This is a genomic window from Listeria sp. ILCC797 (assembly GCF_900186185.1).
In the GTDB taxonomy this organism is placed as follows: domain Bacteria; phylum Bacillota; class Bacilli; order Lactobacillales; family Listeriaceae; genus Listeria; species Listeria goaensis.
In genome coordinates, this window is record NZ_FYBS01000002.1 from 80,195 (window position 1) to 101,480 (window position 21,286).

The 21,286-nt window shown below is 37.4% G+C and carries 20 protein-coding genes and 1 other annotated feature; of the genes, 16 read left to right on the forward strand and 4 right to left on the reverse strand.

The window, feature by feature from the left end; genetic code table 11:
* Positions 1 to 18 precede the first annotated feature (18 nt).
* From BN1609_RS02980 to BN1609_RS02995, 4 genes are all read left to right on the forward strand, one after another.
* The gene (locus BN1609_RS02980; protein WP_088809319.1) at positions 19 to 960 is read left to right on the forward strand and encodes a beta-ketoacyl-ACP synthase III; all 942 of its coding nucleotides are present in this window, start codon (positions 19 to 21) and stop codon (positions 958 to 960) included.
* 254 nt (positions 961 to 1,214) lie between these two features.
* On the forward strand, positions 1,215 to 2,456 hold the full coding sequence (fabF, locus tag BN1609_RS02985; RefSeq protein ID WP_088809318.1) for a beta-ketoacyl-ACP synthase II: 1,242 nt from the start codon (positions 1,215 to 1,217) through the stop codon (positions 2,454 to 2,456).
* A gap of 114 nt (positions 2,457 to 2,570) precedes the next feature.
* Positions 2,571 to 3,011 (forward strand): MarR family winged helix-turn-helix transcriptional regulator, encoded by a 441-nt coding sequence (locus tag BN1609_RS02990; protein WP_088809317.1) that lies wholly within the window; start codon positions 2,571 to 2,573, stop codon positions 3,009 to 3,011.
* Between the two features lie 11 nt (positions 3,012 to 3,022).
* On the forward strand, positions 3,023 to 3,439 hold the full coding sequence (locus tag BN1609_RS02995; RefSeq protein WP_088840495.1) for an organic hydroperoxide resistance protein: 417 nt from the start codon (positions 3,023 to 3,025) through the stop codon (positions 3,437 to 3,439).
* Positions 3,440 to 3,480: 41 nt separating this feature from the next.
* Here BN1609_RS02995 and trpS read toward each other — a convergent pair whose 3' ends face one another.
* Entirely contained in the window at positions 3,481 to 4,473 is a 993-nt protein-coding gene (gene trpS / locus BN1609_RS03000) for a tryptophan--tRNA ligase (protein WP_088809315.1), read from the reverse strand.
* Positions 4,474 to 4,544: 71 nt separating this feature from the next.
* Positions 4,545 to 4,755 (reverse strand) — a binding site (T-box leader).
* Positions 4,756 to 4,801: 46 nt separating this feature from the next.
* Positions 4,802 to 5,149, reverse strand: a complete 348-nt coding sequence (locus tag BN1609_RS03005) for a DUF3899 domain-containing protein (RefSeq protein ID WP_088809314.1) — start codon at positions 5,147 to 5,149, stop codon at positions 4,802 to 4,804.
* Positions 5,150 to 5,785: 636 nt separating this feature from the next.
* On the opposite strand from BN1609_RS03005, the gene BN1609_RS03010 reads away from it, so the two are divergent.
* From BN1609_RS03010 to BN1609_RS03060, 11 genes are all read left to right on the forward strand, one after another.
* On the forward strand, positions 5,786 to 7,465 hold the full coding sequence (locus tag BN1609_RS03010) for a peptide ABC transporter substrate-binding protein (protein WP_088809313.1): 1,680 nt from the start codon (positions 5,786 to 5,788) through the stop codon (positions 7,463 to 7,465).
* Positions 7,466 to 7,702: 237 nt separating this feature from the next.
* Complete coding sequence (gene opp3b, locus BN1609_RS03015) at positions 7,703 to 8,632, forward strand: oligopeptide ABC transporter permease (protein WP_088809312.1); 930 nt, start codon at positions 7,703 to 7,705, stop codon at positions 8,630 to 8,632.
* Complete coding sequence (gene opp3C, locus BN1609_RS03020) at positions 8,632 to 9,663, forward strand: oligopeptide ABC transporter permease (protein ID WP_088809311.1); 1,032 nt, start codon at positions 8,632 to 8,634, stop codon at positions 9,661 to 9,663. The genes opp3b and opp3C overlap by 1 nt, the downstream gene beginning before the upstream one ends.
* 17 nt (positions 9,664 to 9,680) lie before the next feature.
* Positions 9,681 to 10,760: an ABC transporter ATP-binding protein gene (locus tag BN1609_RS03025; RefSeq protein ID WP_088809310.1), complete on the forward strand. Its 1,080-nt coding sequence runs from the start codon at positions 9,681 to 9,683 to the stop codon at positions 10,758 to 10,760.
* On the forward strand, positions 10,753 to 11,709 hold the full coding sequence (locus tag BN1609_RS03030) for an ABC transporter ATP-binding protein (RefSeq protein WP_240310315.1): 957 nt from the start codon (positions 10,753 to 10,755) through the stop codon (positions 11,707 to 11,709). The genes BN1609_RS03025 and BN1609_RS03030 overlap by 8 nt, the downstream gene beginning before the upstream one ends.
* A 336-nt stretch (positions 11,710 to 12,045) precedes the next feature.
* Positions 12,046 to 12,441: a transcriptional regulator SpxA gene (spxA, locus tag BN1609_RS03035; protein ID WP_007474633.1), complete on the forward strand. Its 396-nt coding sequence runs from the start codon at positions 12,046 to 12,048 to the stop codon at positions 12,439 to 12,441.
* A 190-nt stretch (positions 12,442 to 12,631) separates the two neighbouring features.
* Positions 12,632 to 13,288 carry an adaptor protein MecA gene (gene mecA / locus BN1609_RS03040; protein ID WP_088809308.1) on the forward strand — a complete coding sequence of 219 codons (657 nt, stop codon included), beginning with the start codon at positions 12,632 to 12,634 and terminating at the stop codon, positions 13,286 to 13,288.
* 122 nt (positions 13,289 to 13,410) lie between these two features.
* Positions 13,411 to 14,514 (forward strand): competence protein CoiA family protein, encoded by a 1,104-nt coding sequence (locus BN1609_RS03045; protein ID WP_088815413.1) that lies wholly within the window; start codon positions 13,411 to 13,413, stop codon positions 14,512 to 14,514.
* 75 nt (positions 14,515 to 14,589) lie between these two features.
* The gene (pepF, locus tag BN1609_RS03050) at positions 14,590 to 16,404 is read left to right on the forward strand and encodes an oligoendopeptidase F (RefSeq protein WP_088840496.1); all 1,815 of its coding nucleotides are present in this window, start codon (positions 14,590 to 14,592) and stop codon (positions 16,402 to 16,404) included.
* A gap of 846 nt (positions 16,405 to 17,250) precedes the next feature.
* The gene (locus tag BN1609_RS14035) at positions 17,251 to 19,068 is read left to right on the forward strand and encodes a glycohydrolase toxin TNT-related protein (protein WP_244169927.1); all 1,818 of its coding nucleotides are present in this window, start codon (positions 17,251 to 17,253) and stop codon (positions 19,066 to 19,068) included.
* A gap of 3 nt (positions 19,069 to 19,071) precedes the next feature.
* Positions 19,072 to 19,401, forward strand: coding sequence for an Imm59 family immunity protein (locus BN1609_RS03060; RefSeq protein WP_088815411.1), 330 nt, complete (start codon positions 19,072 to 19,074; stop codon positions 19,399 to 19,401).
* Positions 19,402 to 19,590: 189 nt separating this feature from the next.
* Here the strand turns inward: BN1609_RS03060 and BN1609_RS03065 are convergent, their stop codons facing one another.
* On the reverse strand, positions 19,591 to 19,926 hold the full coding sequence (locus tag BN1609_RS03065; RefSeq protein WP_088809305.1) for a DUF898 family protein: 336 nt from the start codon (positions 19,924 to 19,926) through the stop codon (positions 19,591 to 19,593).
* A 190-nt stretch (positions 19,927 to 20,116) separates the two neighbouring features.
* Between BN1609_RS03065 and BN1609_RS03070 the strand changes: the two genes are divergently transcribed.
* A complete protein-coding gene (locus BN1609_RS03070; protein WP_088840497.1) occupies positions 20,117 to 20,905 on the forward strand; it encodes a Cof-type HAD-IIB family hydrolase in 789 nt (262 codons plus the stop codon).
* On the opposite strand, the gene BN1609_RS03075 is transcribed toward BN1609_RS03070, so the two are convergent.
* Positions 20,902 to 21,201: an MGMT family protein gene (locus BN1609_RS03075; RefSeq protein WP_088809303.1), complete on the reverse strand. Its 300-nt coding sequence runs from the start codon at positions 21,199 to 21,201 to the stop codon at positions 20,902 to 20,904. The two genes, BN1609_RS03070 and BN1609_RS03075, sit on opposite strands and share 4 nt — an antisense overlap.
* Positions 21,202 to 21,286 lie beyond the last annotated feature (85 nt).

A 21,286-nucleotide genomic window follows, 5' to 3' on the forward strand; every position in this document is an offset into this window, starting at 1 on the left:
TTATATGGAGGAGAAACAATGAACGCAGGTATTCTAGGAGTAGGGAAATATGTTCCTGAAAGAGTATTAACTAACTTTGATTTGGAAAAAATGATGGAAACATCTGACGAATGGATTCGCACGCGTACAGGAATTCAGGAAAGACGTATTGCGCGTGACGATGAATATACACATGACATGGCTTATGAGGCGGCCAAAAAAGCAATTGAAAATGCAGGGTTGACGCCTGAAGATATTGATTTATTTATTGTGGCAACGATAACCCAAGAAGCTACTTTTCCGTCCGTTGGGAATATTATTCAAGATCGTTTGGGGGCTAAAAACGCTGCAGCCATGGACTTAGAAGCAGCATGCTCCGGATTCACCTACGGCGTTGTGACAGCTTCTCAATTTATCCAAACAGGGGCTTACAAGCATGTTGTTGTTGTTGGGGTAGATAAGTTATCAAAAATTACCGATTGGGACGACAGAAGTACAGCTGTATTATTTGGTGATGGTGCTGGCGCAGTTGTGATGGGGCCAGTTTCTGAAGATAAAGGTTTGCTATCGTTTGTTTTAGGTTCTGATGGTTCAGGCGGTAAATATTTAAATTTAAAAGCAGAGAATAATAAAATGTATATGAATGGACGTGAAGTTTTCCGTTTTGCTGTGCGTAAAATGGGTGATGCGTCAATGCAAGTGTTAGAAAAAGCTGGCTTAGAGAAAGCGGACTTAGACTTGCTAATTCCTCATCAAGCAAATATTCGTATCATGGAAGCATCGCGTGAGCGTCTAGATTTACCAGAAGAAAAATTAATGAAGACGGTTCATAAATACGGCAATACATCATCATCGTCCATCGCACTTGCTTTAATCGATGCGGTCGAGGAAGGACGAGTAAAAGACGGCGACAACTTATTACTTGTTGGCTTCGGCGCAGGTTTAACTTGGGGAGCGCTAGTTCTCCGTTGGGGTAAATAAATGCTTTGATTTTTAGATGTTTGAGGTGTTTTTATGTATAGATAAAGACACCTTTCTTTCTTTTGTGGTATAATAAAATCGGCTTGAATTTTGCTTCAAACCAAGCTCTATTTATTTGTACAATAGCTGCCAAGTTGGCTATATGTTTTTGCTATATTTTTATTTATTATTTTGAAGCAACAAATATTAAGGATGACTCCTGTCAGTTGACAGAAGTTGTTTTTTCATGAGCCCAAAGACAAGGAGATGAGTACATGGAAAGAAGAAGAGTAGTCGTTACTGGTATTGGAGCAGTTACACCACTTGGAAATGATGCAGAAACTTCTTGGGAAAACGCGAAAAATGGTGTTAACGGTGTTAAAGAATTAACGCGTTTAAATCCTGATGATTTCCCAGTGAAAATTGCTGCTGAATTAAAGGACTTCGATGTTGAAAAATATATCGAGAAAAAAGAAGCTCGTAAGATGGATCGTTTCACTCACTATGCAATTGCAGGTGCAGAAATGGCATTAAACGACGCTGATTTTAAAATTGATGATTCCAATGCTGAGCGTGTAGGCGTTTGGATTGGTTCTGGTATCGGCGGAATGGAAACTTTTGAAACACAATATGATACGTATATTAATCGTGGTCTTCGCCGAGTTAGCCCATTCTTTGTTCCAATGATGATTCCAGACATGGCTTCTGGTCAAGTATCAATCCGTTTTGGTGCCAAAGGAATTAATACCGCAACGGTGACGGCTTGTGCAACAGGCACAAACTCAATTGGTGATGCTTTCAAAGTGATTGAACGTGGCGATGCCGACGTGATGATTACAGGTGGAAGTGAAGCACCAATTACAAAAATGGCGCTCGCTGGCTTTTGTGCTAATAAAGCTTTGTCGCTAAATCCAGACCCTGAAACAGCTTGCCGTCCATTTGATAAAGACCGCGATGGCTTTATTATCGGTGAAGGTGCAGGAATTGTTATTTTAGAAGAGTATGAACACGCTAAAGCACGTGGCGCTAAAATTTATGCAGAAGTTGTTGGCTACGGTTCAACAAGTGATGCGCATCATATTACAGCACCAGCTCCAAACGGCGAAGGTGCAGCACGTTCGATGAAACAAGCTTTAAACGATGCTGGATTAGAGCCGGAAAGTGTAGACTATATTAATGCACACGGAACAAGTACAGGTTATAACGATGAATTCGAAACAGCTGCAGTTAAAACGGTTTTTGGCGACCATGCTTATAAGTTAGCTGTTAGTTCAACAAAATCTATGACAGGGCACACATTAGGCGCATCTGGCGGAATTGAAGCCATTTTCTCTGTTCTAACGATTCGCGATAGTGTGATTCCACCAACGATCCATCTTGAAAATCCAGATGAGCTTTGCGATCTTGACTACGTGCCAAATGTTGCGCGGAAGCAAGATGTAAAAGTGGCAATGTCCAATTCATTTGGTTTCGGCGGACATAATGCGACGCTAGTATTTAAAAAATTTGAGGCGTGATGATAAAGGACTTGAACAATATTGTTCAAGTCCTTTTTTTTGAGCAAACAATTCGCTTTTTGTTAAAATATTGCTTACAATTAAATTGCGAACAATATAAAAGGAGATGATTTTATGGAAACAAATCATCGATTACTAGATGAGCAGCTATGTTTTGCAATTTATAACGTCCAGCGCAACTTCACAAAATACTACCGGAAAGCGCTCAGTCCCTTCCAGCTAACCTACCCACAGTACATCGTTTTGCTCGCCCTCTGGGAACAAGACGCACAGAGCGTAATGGAACTTGGCGCACAGCTAGATTTAGATAGCGGAACACTGACCCCTTTGCTTAAAAGAATGGAACAAGATGGGCTAGTCCTCCGGAACCGCAAGCAAAGCGACGAGCGTGTCGTCATCATCTCTTTGACGGAAAAGGGTAGCCAATTGGAAGGCGCAGTTATTGGCGCAGTGAATGCATGCATTCAGCAATTGTTTTCTGGGCAAGTTGGGCATACAAATTTACTTGCAGATGTGAAAAACTTGAATGAGACACTTAAAAGTTATTTAATTTAGGAGGAGAAAAAATGAAAAAATTATATGAAACAACGGTTGTTAATACAGGTGGCAGAAGCGGGGAAGTGCATTCAGAGGACAATGTCTTTTTCTTTGATATTTCGGCGCCGAAGGAACTTGGTGGCGACGGAGGCGGTGGCACAAATCCAGAACAGCTATTTGCCGCCGGATATAGCTCTTGCTTTAATAGCGCGCTGGAACTTGTTATGGGAAAAGCAGGCGTAACAGGCAAAAGCGAAGTAACCGCAACAGTTTCCCTATATAGCGATCCAGAAGACAACGGATTTAAAGTTGGTGTGGATTTGGTAGCACATATCGACGGCGTGGACGAAGCGACTGCCAAAGAGTTGATTGAAAAAGCCCACCAAGTTTGTCCGTACAGCAAAGCAACACGCGGCAACATCGATGTTACGCTGCAAATTGTATAAGCAAGAAGCCAAAATCAAAAAATTGATTTTGGCTTCTTTTTTTAACGGCGTTTGCGGCCGAGTCCAATGGCATTTTCCATTTTTTTAAGGGTCTTATTAGCAACAAAACGGGCTTTTTCAGCACCTTCATCAAGAATTCTATCCAATTCATCAGATTGCAGAAAGTCTTCGTAGCGCGTTTGAATCGGCTCTAATTCCTGAACAACAAATTCGGCAAGGTCAGATTTAAAATCGCCATAGCCTTTCCCCGCGTATTTTTCTTCGATGGTAGAAACCGTTTCGCCCGTTAAAGCAGAATAAATGGAGAGTAAGTTAGAAATACCAGGCTTACTTTCCTTGTCATATTGCACGACACCAGATGAATCGGTGACCGCACTCTTGATTTTCTTCCTAATCGTGCTTGGAGGATCTAACAAATAGATGGCACTTTTAATATTTTCATCGGATTTACTCATTTTTTTCGTTGGTTCCTGTAAAGACATCACGCGCGCGCCTTGTTTTGGAACGAAAATATCGGGCACTTTAAAGATTTCGTTATGTTTTTTGTTAAAGCGATCCGCTAAATCACGCGTTAATTCAATGTGCTGCTTTTGGTCGTCACCAACCGGAACAAGATCGGTTTGATAGAGTAAAATATCGGCAGCCATTAGCGGCGGATAAGTTAGTAGTCCTGCGCTGACACCAGCTTTCCCAGCAGACTTATCTTTAAATTGGGTCATTCGCTCCAGCTCACCAATGTACACATTACATTGCAAAATCCATGCAGCTTGCGCGTGCGCCGGAACTTCTGATTGAATAAATAAGGTCGCTTTCTCTGGGTCTAAACCAACCGCTAAATACAGTGCGGCCAAGCTTCTAATTTGCTTTCTAAGTTTTAAGCGGTCTTGAGGCACCGTAATGGCGTGCTCGTCAACAATACAGTAGTAGCAGTCATATTCGTCTTGGAAGCTACCAAACTGTTTTAATGCGCCGATATAATTCCCAAGTGTTAAATCACCACTCGGTTGAATACCAGAAAAAATAACTTTTTTCATCCTGTTTTCCTCCTAAAATTAATATGCGATCGAGAGAACATAAAAACCGCCCGTCTCTAGCAAAAAATTCTGCTAGGGACGAACGGTTTGTCCGCGGTACCACCCTAATTGCTTTAAAAAGCACTCATAAGATAACGGTCTTAAGCCGCCACTTGCTACTAAAAGTTCACAAGCAGTTCTCGGGAAGCCCATTCCATTTTGTTCTATACTTGTTTCCACCAAACACAAGCTCTCTATAAATAGTTTACACAAAATGTACTATTTTCCCTCTAACGCATCAGTTATAGTAATGACATTTTACCAAGAAATGGAATAAGCTGTCAAACTCTTACATATAATAAAACAGCATAACAAGAAAACTTGAAGCAAGCACAATGAGAGAACTAATCAAAATATCGAGATACGGAATGCCGACAAGTTCCGAGAGCATCATATCCGAAAACTCGTTATCTTCTTCGCCTTTAAATTTCCGGGACACTTTACGAAAACCGTCGTGTACGCGGTCAAGAAAGCCAGAGCGCATAATATAAACGATAAGACCTATTATGAAGACGCTAAAACCAACATAAAAGGAAAGGTCAATATACTGCAGGAGCGTAAAATGTTGCTGAAAAAGCATTATAATTAGAATAAGAACTTCTTGAATAACCGTATAGATGATTAATCGTTTTAACAAATGCATGTCACCTCGCGTTTTTGATTCTTGTATTACTTTAGCATAAAAAAAGAAGGTAGACGAATTTTAATTGTTTAGCAGATATGACGACAGATTATTCGGACAATTGTAGATATTTAGTAATAAATGAGTGAGTGACTGGCTTTCTGATGATGTAATGAAATGTTACAATTTTTTATTTTGAAAAATCCCATTATATCAACCTTTTTATTAATGATTCATAAATTAAATTTATTTTTTAGTCTTTTTATATAGACAAGAGCAAAAAAAAAGTATATAAATAAATATAATCCTAAAATTATTCGGGATTAACATCACTTTTTGTTAGTATTTTAGTTTTGCTTGTTTTTTGATAGACAAATTCCGAATTCAAGGCAAAAGTAGTTTGACTAAACTAGATTTATTTTCTGAAAACTTAATCAATGGTGTTTCGTCTTTCAAATCAATGTACTAAACGTATGTGTTATTTGTCAGACTTTTCATATTCTTTAGCCATTGTGAGAATTTTTTTGAAATTTATCACTTTTAGCCTTGATTTGAAATATTTGGTTAAATCAATTTACAAAGCTTAAAAAACTGAGGTATAATAACAAGTGAAACAATTTTTCAGAAAAATAAAAAAGGGAGGTATATTTAGTGAAAAAATCTAAATTATTTTTAGCTCTTGGATTGACACTTGTACTGAGCTTAGTCTTAGTAGCATGTGGAGGAGGAAATGATTCTTCGTCCGACGATAAAAAAGGCTCAGGTGATGGTAAAGCATCAGGGGAACAAGTTCTTAACTTGTCAGAATCAGCATTAATTCCTTCTGCTGATAGTTCAAAAGCAGATGACCAAGTTGGTTTAAATGTACTTAACCAAACAAATGAAGGTCTATATGCGCTTGACAAAGATGGTATTCCTGCAATTGCTGGAGCCGCTGAAGAACCAAAAGTTAGTGATGACAAAACAGTCTATACCTTCAAATTACGTGACGATGCAAAATGGTCTAACGGTGACCCTGTTACAGCCAAAGATTATGTCTTTGCTTGGCAACGTGCGGTTAACCCAGACACAGCTGCAACGTATTCTTACTTATTCTCCGCTATCAAAAATGGTGAAGAAATTGTAGCAGGTAAGATGAAACCTGAAGAATTAGGGATTAAAGCAGTAGATGATAAAACTCTTGAAATTACATTATCTAAACCAGCTGCTTACATTAATTCATTATTCGCATTCCCAACATTCTTCCCATTAAATGAGAAGTTTGTAACGGAAAAAGGCGAAAAATATGCTCAAAACAGTGATAATATTTTATATAACGGTCCTTTCGTATTGAAAGATTGGACAGGAACGAATAAAAAATGGACTTACGTTAAAAACGATAACTACTGGGATAGAGACGCTGTGAAATTGAAACAAATCAATGTTCAAGTTGTTCAAGACGCAGGAACTAACTTAAATCTTTATAACACTGGTAAAATTGACCGCGCGCTTCTAAGTGCTGAATATTCTGCCCAAAATAAAGATAATAAAGACTACACTGTAGTTAATGATTCTTCAACTTTCTACATTAAATTTAACCAAGAACGCAAAGGGAAGAAAACTCCACTTGCAAATAAAAACATTCGTAAAGCAATTGCACTTGCAATTGATAAAGAAGCGTATGTAAATACTGTACTTCAAAATGGTTCTAAACCAGCTAACAACTTAGTGCCACCAGATTTCACATTTGATCCAGGTAACAAAGAAGACTATGTGAAAGAATCTGGCGCACACTTAGAATACAATAAAGAAGAAGCTCAAAAAGCTTGGAAACAAGGTTTGAAAGAGCTAGGAGTAAGTAACCTTACTTTAGAATTTACAAGTGATGATACTGAAAATGCTAAAAAATCTTCTGAATTTATTCAAAACCAATTAGAAACTAACCTTGATGGTTTGAAAGTGAACCTTAAAAATGTACCATTCAAGATTCGCTTGCAAAACGACCAAAACCAAGATTATGATGTTTCTATGAGTGGTTGGGGTCCTGACTATCAAGATCCATCTACTTTCTTAGATTTATTCCAAACAGGTGGCGCTCAAAACAGAATGAGCTACTCTAATCCTGATTATGATAAAATCTTAGAAGATGCAGCTGTGACTTATGCGGCTGAACCACAAAAACGTTGGGATGAAATGGTTAAAGCAGAGCAAATCTTGCTTACAGATGATGTAGCGATTTCGCCACTTTACCACCGTTCAAATGCATACTTGCAACAATCTTATATTAAGGATTTACAAAAAAATCCATTTGGTCCTGACTATACGTACAAAAATACGTATTTGACTAAATAAGTTTTTAAGAAATGCTTGACTTGAGAGAGAGTATATTTCGATATACTCTCTCATTTTGCTGATGTTTTGCGAGATGCAACAAAACGCTTTAACGTCATATTTAAATTTGGAAAAAGTAGGTTTTGAGAAAATTACTTGATTAACATATGTAATGAAATAAAATAAAGGCTCTAAGCATATGGCGAATTTTTGAAAACCTTTAACACATAAAAATAAATTTGGGAGGTGTAGAGATAGATGGCAAAATATACGTTAAAACGCGTTTTCTACATGTTAATAACACTCTTCATTATTGCTTCGGTTACATTCTTCCTAATGAAGCTTTTGCCGGGTACACCGTATCGTAATCAGGAAAAACTATCTGATGAGCAAATTCATATTATGAATGAGAAATACGGTTTAAATGATCCGGTGCCTGTTCAATATTTTAATTATATGACAGGTTTAGTAAAAGGGGATTTAGGGGTATCTTTCCAACTTGACAATCGTCCTGTATCTGAAATTCTAGGCGCGCTTATTGGTCCATCCATCACACTCGCACTAGAAGCAATGGTTTTTGGTCTTTTCTTTGGTATTATTTTAGGAGTTATCGCCGCCATGTATCAGAATAGGTGGCCTGACTATACCAGTACCTTCATTGCGATACTAGGAAAATCGATTCCTTCTTTCGTCTTCGCTACAGTCCTGCAATACTGGATTGGAGCAAAATTACAATGGTTGCCTGTAGCTGGGTGGGGGACTTTTGCAGAATCTATTTTACCAGCATTTGCGCTTGCAATGTTTCCACTTGCAACAGCAGCACGTTTCATGAGAACTGAATTAATTGATGTATTTGCATCTGACTATATTTTGCTTGCCAAAGCAAAAGGGAACAGTCGACCTGAAATAGCAGTGAAACATGCTATTCGAAATGCACTTATTCCGCTTATTACTGTTATAGGACCATTGTCTGTTGCGCTGATGACAGGTTCACTTGTAATTGAAAATATTTATGGGATTCCTGGGATTGGTAGCCAATTTGTAATGTCTATACAAACGAATGATTATCCGGTAATTATGGGAACTACTTTACTATTTGCTGTGATGTTAATACTAGTCATTCTTATTGTAGATATTTTATATGGACTAATTGATCCTCGAATTCGTGTGTCTGGAGGGAAAAAATAATGGCAGAAAAAATTGCAAAAGAAATGTTCCAGCCAGTGCAAATTAAAGATGCTGAAGCAGAAAAAATTTCACGCCCAAGTTTGACTTTCCTTCAAGACTCATGGATACGCGTACGGAAAAATAAAGCTGCTTTAGTTTCAATCATAGTATTAGGGGTTATCGTTTTGATGGCTATTTTTGGGCAATATATGTCACCAAATCTAGGTCCTAAAAATAGTGTTAACTACCAAAATAATCAATATGCAAGTTTACCTCCGAAAGTACCTGGTTTTGAGAATATGCCTTTTTGGAATGGTAAACAGAATATTGGTGGTACAGAAGTAGATGTTTATCAACAAAAAAATGTTGAAGAAGGCACATACTATTGGTTAGGAAGTGATACATTAGGTCGTGACCAATTTGCTCGTATTTGGGCTGGGACACGAGTTTCACTTATTATTGCTGTTGTTGCGGCACTATGTGACTTGGTTGTCGGCGTTGCATACGGACTTATTTCCGGGTATAAAGGTGGCAGAGTTGATAGTATCATGCAAAGAATACTGGAAGTACTCTCCGCTATTCCTAATTTAGTGGTTGTTATTTTGATGATTTTAGTACTGAAAGCTGGTATGGTTTCAATAATTATCGCCATTGCGATGACGAGTTGGATAACGATGGCCAGGGTTGTTAGGGGACAAGTTTTAAAACTGAAAGACCAAGAATTTGTTCTGGCATCCTTAACTCTAGGTGAATCTGTTCCTAAGATTCTAAGCAAGCATCTTTTACCTAACGTAGCAGGTGTTGTTATCATTAACGTTATGTTTAGTATTCCAAGTGCGATATTCTTTGAAGCTTTCTTAAGTTTTATCGGTTTAGGTTTACCTGCGCCGACAGCTTCACTTGGAACATTAATTAATGACGGGTATAAAACCCTTCAAGTATTGCCGTATATGGTTTTATATCCATCGATTGTATTATGTATTATTATGATTGCATTTAACTTAGTAGCTGACGGACTTCGCGATGCGTTCGATCCGAAAATGCGGGACTAAAGGAGAGGTGAGGAAAAATGGAAAAACTATTAGAAGTTAAAGATTTACACATTTCCTTCCACACTTATGCCGGCGAAGTCCAAGCCATTCGTGGAGTGAATTTTGATCTTCATAAAGGTGAAACTCTTGCTATTGTGGGAGAATCAGGTTCTGGGAAATCAGTTACGACAAAAGCAGTTATGAGGTTGCTTCCTGAAAGTAACTCTAGCATAAAATCCGGTCAAATTTTATTTGATGGGAAGGACTTGGCAACAGCGTCTGAAAAGCAAATGCAAAAGATTCGTGGTAAAGATATCTCGATGATTTTCCAAGATCCGATGACGTCGCTTAATCCAACAATGCCGATTTGGAAGCAAATTGCGGAACCGCTTATTAAGCATCAGAAAATTAGTAAGACAGAAGCGCGTAAAACGGCACTTCGCTTACTTCAACTGGTAGGAATTCCGAACGCTGAGGAACGCGTTAAGCAGTATCCGCACCAATTTTCCGGAGGGATGCGCCAACGTGTTGTTATTGCCATTTCACTCGCGTGTAACCCGCAGATTTTAATCGCGGATGAGCCTACGACAGCACTAGACGTAACAATCCAAGCTCAAATTTTAGACCTAATGAAAGATCTTCAACAAAAAATTGATACATCTATCATTTTCATTACGCATGACCTTGGTGTAGTAGCGAATGTGGCGGATAGAGTTGCTGTTATGTATGCAGGGAAAATTGTTGAAATTGGGACGGTAGATGAAATTTTCTATAACCCGCAACACCCGTATACATGGGGCTTGATTAGTTCAATGCCAACGCTTGATACAGATGATGAGGAATTATATGTTATTCCGGGAACTCCTCCTGATTTATTAAAACCGCCAAAAGGTGATGCGTTCGCTGCGCGTAACCAATATGCGATGGCGATAGATTTGGAAGAGCAACCGCCGATGTTTAAAGTATCCGATACGCATTATGCGGCGACTTGGTTACTCCATCCGGATGCGCCTGAAGTAACGCCTCCAGATGCTGTATTAAGACGTCAAGAACAATTTGCGAAGGAACATCCTGGTATGCAAGCTGTTCATGCGAAGGGGGTCGAACAAGGTGAGTGAACGCGAAAAATTACTTGAAATCCACAATTTAAAACAATACTTCAATGAAGGCAAAGCGAATGAAGTTCGTGCTGTGGACGATATTTCTTTTGATATTTATAAAGGTGAAACACTGGGCCTTGTAGGTGAATCAGGCTGTGGGAAATCAACGACTGGTCGTACCATTATTCGTTTGTATGACGCAACAGGTGGCGAAGTTTTATACAACGGTAAAAATGTTCATGCAAAAAAATCTCGTAAAGAGATGCATGAATTTCGTCGTAAAATGCAAATGATTTTCCAAGATCCTTATGCGTCTTTAAATCCGCGTATGAAAGTGCGTGATATTATTGCAGAGGGAATTAATATTCATGATCTTGCAAGTTCTCCAGCTGACGCTGATGAACAAGTTTATAAGTTGCTTGAAACAGTTGGTTTGAGCAAAGAACATGCTGGTCGTTATCCACATGAGTTCTCAGGTGGACAAAGACAACGTATTGGAATTGCTCGAGCACTTGCTGTTCAACCAGAATTTATCATTGCAGATGAACCGATTTCAGCACTTGATGTTTCTATTCAAGCTCAAGTGGTCAATCTTTTGAAGGAATTGCAAAAAGATAAGGGACTAACGTATCTCTTTATTGCACATGACCTTTCAATGGTAAAATATATTAGTGATCGTATTGGTGTCATGTATTTTGGGAAATTAGTTGAGTTAGCTCCAGCTAATGATTTGTACCGTGCACCGCTACATCCTTATACGGAGTCGCTTTTATCTGCTATTCCACTTCCAGACCCGAATTATGAACGTACTCGTGTGCGTAAAGCATATGATCCAACGATGCATAATTATAAAGACGGTGAAGAATTGAAAATGCGTGAAGTTGCTGAGGGACATTTTGTTTATTGTTCGGAAGCGGAACTTGAGTCTTATAAAGAGAAGCATGCTAGCTTGATAGCTAGTGTATAAATAAGTAAAAGAGTTCTAGCATTTTGCTAGAATTCTTTTGTTTAATGAGAAATATTGATAGTGAATTCTCATTGAATTTTAATAAATCTGAGGAAATTTTCATGTGATTCTAGTTTAAACCAAGTATAGTAAGGGTACATACTAAGAGCGACTTACTAAAAAACATTTCTACATATTTGTTATAATTTTTTCGAAAATAGTATATAGAATTTCACAAGTTTAGTGTATAATGGAAATGTAAGTTCTTATATTGCTATTTTCAAAATAGAGAAATGAATTAGCGATTCGTTTGTGAATGAAACAAAATTAAAACCGATTAAGGAGTGTGAATGTCTAATGGTAACGTTATACACTTCACCTAGTTGCACATCTTGCCGTAAAGCACGTGCATGGTTAGAAGAACATGAAATCCCTTATAAAGAAAGAAATATTTTTTCTGAACCACTGAGTTTAGATGAAATAAAAGAAATCCTCCGTATGACGGAAGATGGAACAGATGAAATTATTTCAACACGTTCTAAAACATTCCAGAAACTAAACGTTGACTTGGACAGTTTACCTCTACAAGAGTTGTTTGAGTTAATTCAAAAGAATCCGGGTTTGCTTAGACGCCCGATTATTATTGATGAGAAGCGTTTACAAGTTGGTTACAATGAAGATGAAATTCGTCGTTTTTTACCAAGAAAAGTAAGAACTTATCAACTTCGAGAAGCACAAAAAATGGTTAACTAAACTGATTATATTAGGGTTGTTGAATGAATTTTTGTTCAGCAACTTTTTTTCTTGCTTATTTTTGGATTTTCGGCTAATATTATAAGACTACCAGTAAATAATGGTGGTATAAAATGCAGTTTTGAGCTAAAATATAAGTAAAGTAGTACCCTTCATTGTCAATGACTAATTTGGAAGGGAGAGTGTGACGATGGAAATTGAACGAATTAACGAAGATACAATCAAGTTTTATATTTCTTATCTTGATTTAGAAGAGCGTGGTTTTAATCAGGAAGATGTCTGGTATGACCGTGAGAAAAGTGAAGAACTTTTCTGGGAAATGATGGACGAGCTGAAATATGAAGAAGAGTTCTCTCCGGAAGGTCCGCTCTGGATTCAAGTACAAGCGCTAAAACATGGCTTAGAAGTATTTGTTACAAAAGCAAGTATTTCTGGTAAAGGTGAGGGAAATTTAAACCTCAGTGTAACACAGGGCGATGAATTGGCGGAAGAACGAATTGAAAAAATGCTGGAGGAAAATTTTAATCCAGTTAAAAAGGATAATTCAAATACTGAAGATACGTTAGAGTTTATTTTAGAATTTAATGATTTTGAAGATTTGATTACAATGAGCCAAGCAACTGGGCTTGAACATGTAACGACAAAATTATTTTCATACAAGGACAACTATTATTTGTATGTTGAGTTTCCTGAAGTAGAAATTAACGAAAAAAACATTGACAATGTTGTAAGTATTTTACTTGAGTATGGTTTGGAATCAAGCTTGACAGGTTATATTCTTGAAGAATATGGCAATCTAGTCTTGGATACGCCTGCTTTAGAACAAATTAAGAAACATTTTAATTAGAAACGATGAAAGACTTATTTCCGCTGATTGTGGAATAGGTCTTTTTTTATGCAAGAATTTTTTTGATTAAAGAAGGATTTTGAGATTACACGGCGAATTTAAAATATAAAAGAGGTGCATCTATGTTTACTGCTCAAACTGAAACTGGTAAAGTCATTACAGTTACAAAGACCAATCGAGATTTATTAGAAAAGAATAAAATGCGTTACGTATGTTGTTGCTGTCAAGAAGAAGTTATTTTAAAAAATGGCGATATTAAAGTACCACATTTTGCTCATAAAAAAGGTGGCAAGTGCAAGACTGCTTCTGAGGGCGAATCAGCTAAGCATTTGAAGGCTAAAGAGCTACTATTAGGTTGGCTCACTGCCCAAGCTTTTCAAGTGGATTTAGAACATTATTTCTCGGAGATTAAGCGGCAAGCAGATTTATTTGTTGAGGGAAATATTGTGCTCGAGTATCAATGTTCAACAATACCAATTAAAGAAATGATTGAACGAACGGAAAACTACTTATCTCTTAGTTTAAAGCCCTACTGGATATTAGGACAAGAATTAACAATGCGCGGGGGCAAGTATTTGTTTTCAGCTTTTCAGTTAGCTTTTTTGCTAAAAGATAAAGATTTAGGCTACTACTTATTTTGTTTTCATCCAGAAGAAAAGTGTTTTGAGTTAATTTATCATATTCATCATTATGTGGGGAAATATTTTTTTGCTTCATCGATGAAGTTACCACTTTCTATTTCACTCGAAGAAATGCAAGCTAAAATAGCGAGAATTCGTTTTAAAAGTTTATACATTAAACGCAACCGTAAAATGGAACGGGAGCATTTAAGTTATTTCTACGCAAAGTATAAAAGTAAGAGTATGTTTTCAAAGCAGCTGTATCAATCAGGCTATGCCATTTTGAATCTACCATCAGAAATTGGTGTTCAGTTGTCACGGCAGTTTCTGACCCACACACCAGCATTAGAATGGCAGTTCTTGCTATGGGAAAATTTCTTTAAGCTACTTGAAGTGGGTGATACTTTTAGTAAAGAGCATATCGTACAATATTTCAGAAAGTATGTTGTTGGAATTAAAATGATTTTCCTGCCACTTAATGAATGTCATTTGCTACTTGAGGAATACTTGCTTTTCTTAGAGAGTGAGGGTGTTTTGGTGGAATATATTGCGGGACGTTTCCGCATAAAACGGCAGATTATTTATATCGAAAAGTTGTTTAGATAAAGAGTTGTGATTTTTTGCAATTTATGAATTCTTGGCTCATAATAAAAGAAATATGACTTTGGGGGTTATGGATTTATGGTGGAAATTAAAATCAAAACAATTCCTGCAAGAAACGAAGTGCCTGAACATTTAACATGGGACTTAACGACTATTTTTGAAAGTGATGAGGCATGGGAAAACGGTTTTAAAGAGGTGCAGCAGTTAAGCGGGAAGAGTGCTGCTTATAAAGGAACGCTAGGCGAAAGCGCGAAACATTTGCTTCGTGCATTGCAATTTAGAGATGATTTATTAAATAAATTAGAAAATGTGTATGTGTATGCGCATTTGAAGTTAGATCAAGATACGGCGGATGCAAAATATCAAGGTTTAAATAGCCGTGCGGGAAGCTTAATTACACAAGTTATCTCGGGGATATCCTATTTTGATCCGGAGATTTTAGCGATAGATGAGGACGTATTAGCTTCTTATTTGAAAGAAAATGAAGACTTAAAACTCTATAAACATCTGCTAGATGATTTGAATTTAAGTCGTCCTTATATTTTGTCGGAGAAAGAGGAAGCCATTTTAGCAAGTGCTGGTGAAGTACTGGGAAGCCCGTCTAGAACATTTAATACATTAAATAATGCTGATTTGAAATTTCCAACGATAGAGGGTGAAGATGGAAACAAAATTGAAATCACGCATGGTCAATATGGTAAGCTTTTAGAAAGTGGAAACCGCCGCGTTCGCCAAGAAGCCTTTTTGGGTATGTATTCGGTTTATGAAGGCTTAAAGAATACCCTTGCAACGACACTTAGTGGACAAGTGAAGAAATCTAATTTTTATGCGAAAACAAGAGGATATAAATCGGCCAGAGAAGCGGCTTTGTCTTCAAATCACATTCCAGAATCGGTCTATGACTCACTTGTTGAAACAGTTAATGCACATTTGCCTTTATTACATCGTTATGTCGCTCTTCGCAAAGAACTTTTAGGCTTAGATGAATTGCATATGTATGATATGTATACACCGCTATCAAATGATGTGAACCTTGAGTTTACGTATGAGAATGCCAAGGATATTGTCTTAAATGGCTTGCTTCCATTAGGCGCGGAGTATCAAGAAATTCTAAAAGAAGCTTTTGATAAACGCTGGATTGACGTTGTTGAAAATAAAGGGAAACGGAGCGGGGCATATTCGTCAGGTGCGTATAGTACAAGCCCATATATATTGATGAATTGGCAAGATACAATTGACAACGTATTTACACTTGCGCATGAATTAGGGCATAGTGTGCATAGTTATTATACGCGGAAAAATCAGCCATACGTATATGGGGATTATTCTATTTTCTTAGCGGAAGTTGCTTCGACAACAAATGAAAATCTACTAACAGATTATTTATTGAAGAAGTATGAGGATAAAAAAGTTAGAGCCTATTTGTTAAATCATTACTTAGATGGTTTTAAAGGAACGGTTTTCCGGCAAACGCAATTTGCTGAGTTTGAGCATCTGATTCATCAAGCTGATCAAGAAGGCGAGGCTCTTACAGCGGAATATTTAACAGAAAACTATTTTAGAATTAATAAGAATTATTATGGGTCTGATGCCATGAAGTACGATGATGAAATTGGTTATGAATGGTCTAGAATTCCACATTTCTATATGAACTATTATGTTTTCCAATATGCAACTGGGTTTTCTGCTGCTTCTGCACTTAGCGCGAAAATTTTGAATGAAGGAGAGAAAGCTGTTCAGGATTATGTGCAATTTTTAAAGGCTGGGAGCTCAGATTTCCCAATTGAGGTATTAAAACGCGCTGGTGTGGATATGACAACACCAAAACCTGTTGAAGATGCGCTCAAGGTCTTTGAAGAAAAGCTAAATGAATTAGAATCATTAACAAAATAAATTTGTGAAATATTGGGTTTGTGAAAAATTTTCTCGAGAAACTTATAAAAAGAAGCTTTGCTATTTGAGAAAGCTTCTTTTTGTTATAGTTTTTACGTGTTAGATTAAAACAGTTAAGAGTATTGTTAAGAACAAGTCGCTAGAGGTGTTACATCGCCTGGAAATTGCCTGTGTGTGTATTATTTTTTAATAGTAATAATTAGATGGGAATGAATTTAAAATAAAAAGTTTGTGAAGTGTTGAATTAATTGAAAGAATGTGATATATTTATACAGTGAAATATATCACAAACAAATACCCCCTTTATTTGATTGTGTGAATTTCTCCTTTTGATTGCGCTGAAAGGAGCTGTGCCCATTGAGGTACAGCTTTTTTCGTTATTTGGTGTTTTTTCCTTTTAAGAGCCGAAAACCGATTCAACTACGGGGAAACAGAGACTAAGATAAAAGTGTACAAATACAATGCATATTGATGTCGGGCTTACGTTGATGGAAAAGAAGACTTTATTTATCAAAGCTTCTTAAAAACTCTAAGCAAACCTGATAACAAAGGGCTCATCTCTTCTACAGTAATTTTATTTGCTGTTTTTTTGGATAATCAGGATTTAAGAGGCCGACAGATTTGACTTATAAGTCTGAAACAAAATTTAAACAGTATCCTGAAAAAAGTGGGCTCAAATTACGAAATAAAAGAAAGTATCTTGCTCACCAAACTAGTGGATGAAATAAAGTTTTGGGGATATGTTTTTGTATACGTTTCGATAAAAAAACCACAAAATGTCCACATATTCATTTCTTTCTTATGCTAAACTGGAAGAGAAACTAAATAGGTAGGTGAATGCATTTGGTGAAAGATGTTCATTATCAGGAGGATGATTTTGAAAAAGCAGAAAAAAGCATCGGAAACCTAATAGGTAAAGGTGCTTGGGGAAAGGGTGCTATAGACAGTTTAAAAGGTGTTTCCAAGAACTTAGAAGAAGTGGAAATAGATATCGCTAGATTAGACGCAGATGGTGCTATTCCTTTTTCTCACACAGATAACAAACATAAGCTTCAAGAACTCTATGAAGATTTTGAGGTCTTACATGACTTTGCGGGAGAAGTGGGGGGAATTGTGAATGACAAGATTGACCAACCTTTTTACGAGGTATTAGATGAATTTGTGGAAGGTATGCGGGATTTAGATGCTTCTAAAGTTACAACCAAAAACCGAATAGGCTCGACTAAAACCGTCACAACATATGCAAATAGTTACACGCAAGAACAAATGGAGGTCCCCAAAAAAGAAGTTAGTTTAGATGACTTGTTTAGTGGGGATAATGATTATGCTAATCAAATGAAGCTTCAGTACGAAGAATGGAAAAGGCAGAATAAAGATCAAGATGTGAGCCAAAAAGAGTTCAGAAGTGCTATGTTAAACTCACGAGCCTTTGAGTATACCTCCATCAAAGATGAGCAACAGAAAAAAGAATTCTGGGTGAACGTGATTGCCACCGTTGTTATTGTGGGAGTAGCTGTTTTATGCCCGTATACACTTGTTATTGCGGGGATAGGTCTAGCTTATGGAGGATTAGAAGCAAGTGCGGCTATTCGTGGCAAAGACTGGTTAACAGGGCGCGAACTGGATACATCAGAAAGAGTGATACGTGGAGCATTTTCGATTTTGGATATTGTACCGGGGGTGAAAGCTTTTTCGGGCGGAACGCAAGTCATTCGATCAGGCACAAAACTAGCTGATTTAAGCGATAACCTTTTGCAGGGGGTTAAAAGTGTTCCATCCAAGGTAGATGACTTGATCAATCTTGGACAGAAAAGCGCTTTAACTCGAATAAACAGTTTAAAAGTGACTGTAAAGGAAGGCATACATACAAGAGTTGAAAAAGCTACAAGGGTTCTTGATGAAGTCGGAAAAGTAGCCGATAATTTAAAAAATAACTTGAATTTAAATCCAAGGCGCCAACTAGCTGCAGATGGTCTTGGAGCTGCTCCGCTGGGTGGGTCATCTAGAGTAAGCAATGCCACAGAGAAGATGAAAGAGGTTTTACAAAAGTATGATCTGAATTTGAATAGTGGCGGACGTCAGGTAGATGATATAATCAAAGGAACAAACAAAGTGTTTGAACCTAAAAAAGTGGTATTGAAAAATGGAGAAACCGCCTATAAATCTACACATGGCGAACTTGTTCGTTCTCCCGATTGTTTGAATAAGGAAGGGGAAATAAAATGGCCTGATGCAGACGGGTTTGTATGTGACAGTGCTGGAAAACCTAGTACTATAGATGCAAATTTGAAGAAGGGGCAAGTTATTGATAGATATGGAGATCCATTTGGTAAATTCACTAGTCCAGTTGAAGACGGAAGAATTTTAGAATATGATACAAGAGGACTTCCTTACCCTGAAAGTGTGAAGCCGTATCATCAATATGAAGTCATAAAAGATATAAATTTAGAAAATGTTAAGGAAGCTTTTAATGGCTTGAACATGGGAGAACAAAGGAATCTTCTAGATTCCATGAAAGACTATAAATTTACTTTTAAAGATATAGCTAATCCGCAACAAGGGACAATAGCTGAAGTATTTGGAGCAGGTGGAGGAACTCAAATCCAACTAGGTACAGTCGTAGACTGGTATGAAAAATTAGGGTTACTGAAGGAGGTTAAATAAATCATGAACGATGAACTAAAAGAAATTAAAAATTTATTGGAAGATGATATTCGTTTATTGGGTTATGAAAAATTGAGATATTCAATTTTTGAGGGATCAGAAAATGGTAGAGAAGAATATCAACTTAGAATGGAAAAAAGTGAAAATACTTATGATGTTTATATGACTGCTGACCGAGCTAGTGTAATGGGAAAGTATAAATTTGAGAGCCCATTTGATGCAATGGATAAATTTTTAGATATTATGCAGAGTAGAGTTTTAACAAATCGTAGAAAAGTTAGAGATGGTGAACCTCCTGAATACCCATGTCCTTTATGGGATAAAGCAAAATAAACTATAAAGCCCTGATAAAAAGTCGGAATTTTTGTCGCCTTAATTTATTTACCGGTTATTAATAATTATTGCGATTGGAATGAATAAAACAGTGATTATACCTTTTAGCTTTTTAATCAATATTTGATTGCGCTGAAAGGAGCCGTGGACCAAGTCCACGGCTTTTTTCGTTTGTTTGCTGCTGGAATTCTAGTTTTTGAACGTGGTGTTTTTTACTTTCCAGTCTTCTAGTTTGATAAATAACCAGAAACTATAAATTCCAAAAGTGATGATTGTCAAGAGCAACCACTTTATCCAATTGCCGAACAGTCCAACTGCTGAGCCGTTGAATTGTAGTCTTTTCCCTTCCACAACTGTGTGATTTATTTTCCAGCCGTAGACCATGCATAGAGCCCACGGGAAGCAAATTCCAATCGTGCATACTGTGACTAGAGCGCCTAGTATACTCCAACCAATATACTGTAATAGCCCGCCGTCGAAGAATGAGGATCTACCATTCTTTGTTTCTAAGATAGTTTCTGACATGAGTTTTCCTCCTGAAATATAAGTAATACTACAGACTTTTTTAGATTGTGTCGCAGTAATTTTAATTATACTAGTTTGGATTCGATTTGCAAATATTTATTAATAATGCACTTGAAGAATATTTTTTATAAACAGTTGACATGAAATGCATTTCATTTGGTATAGTGGAGATGAGGAAAGGTGTGTTGGAATGATTAAATTAGTGGCAGTAGATATGGATGGGACTTTTTTGGATGATAAGAAGAACTATGATAGGGAATGGTTTTTGGATATTTATGGGCGTATGAGGCGCGTAGGAGCGGAATTTGTTGTTGCGAGTGGCAACCAGTATGTCCAATTAGCTACATTTTTTGAAGAGATAAAAGAGGAGATTACATTCGTTTCGGATAACGGGGCGTATGTGCGGAAAGGCGACGAGGATATTTTTGCGGGCATTTTTGATAAGCGTGCTTTTACTGAGATTACGGCAGTTCTGCGTGAGAAAACGGATTTTGAGACCATTATTTGTGGGAAGAAAGGCGCGTATGTACTGGAGACGGTGTCGGAAGAATTTTGTGATTTTGTGAAATTTTATTGCCCGGTTTTAATAAAAGTGGCTGACTTTTCGGAGATTGATGATGTGGTGTTTAAATTTGCGCTTTCTTGCAAGGAGGAGGAAACATACCGCTTGCTGGACGAGTTAAGTGGTTCGATTAGTCATTTGGCGACGCCTGTTAGTAGTGGGCATGGTAGTATTGATTTGATTCAGCCGGGTTATCATAAAGGGCATGCGATTGAGATTTTGATGGAGAAATGGGGCATTTCTAAAGACGAAGTGATGACTTTTGGAGATGGTGGCAATGATTTAGAGATGCTTAGGCTCGCGGAATTTAGTTTTGCGATGGAGAATGCGCCTGATTATGTGAAAAAAGCAGCTTGTTTTGAGGCGAAATCAAATAATGATTCGGGTGTGTTAGTTGAGCTGGATAAGCGCTTCTAGCCTTGCCAGAAACATTGTTTTAAATTGACACAACCATTCTTTTTAAAGGGGACGTTTTCTTGATGTAGTAATGTTGTTTGTTCGGGCCAGCCGGGAACGGTGCGTCCGGATGAGTTCACAACGCGATGACAAGGCATGTTAAGTGTGCGGTCGGTATGTTTTAGGACGTTGCCGACTAGGCGGGCGTTTTTAGGATGGTGAATCATATAGGCGATTTGGCCGTATGTGGTTACTTTGCCTTCTGGGATTCGCTGGATGACGGAATAGACGCTGTTGATAAATGCTTGAGTGGCCATTTGAAAAACTCCTTTTTAGTTTAGTATAGCAAATTTTTGGATTGTCAGGTATGCTAATAGTTGGAAAGATTGGAGTGACGAATTA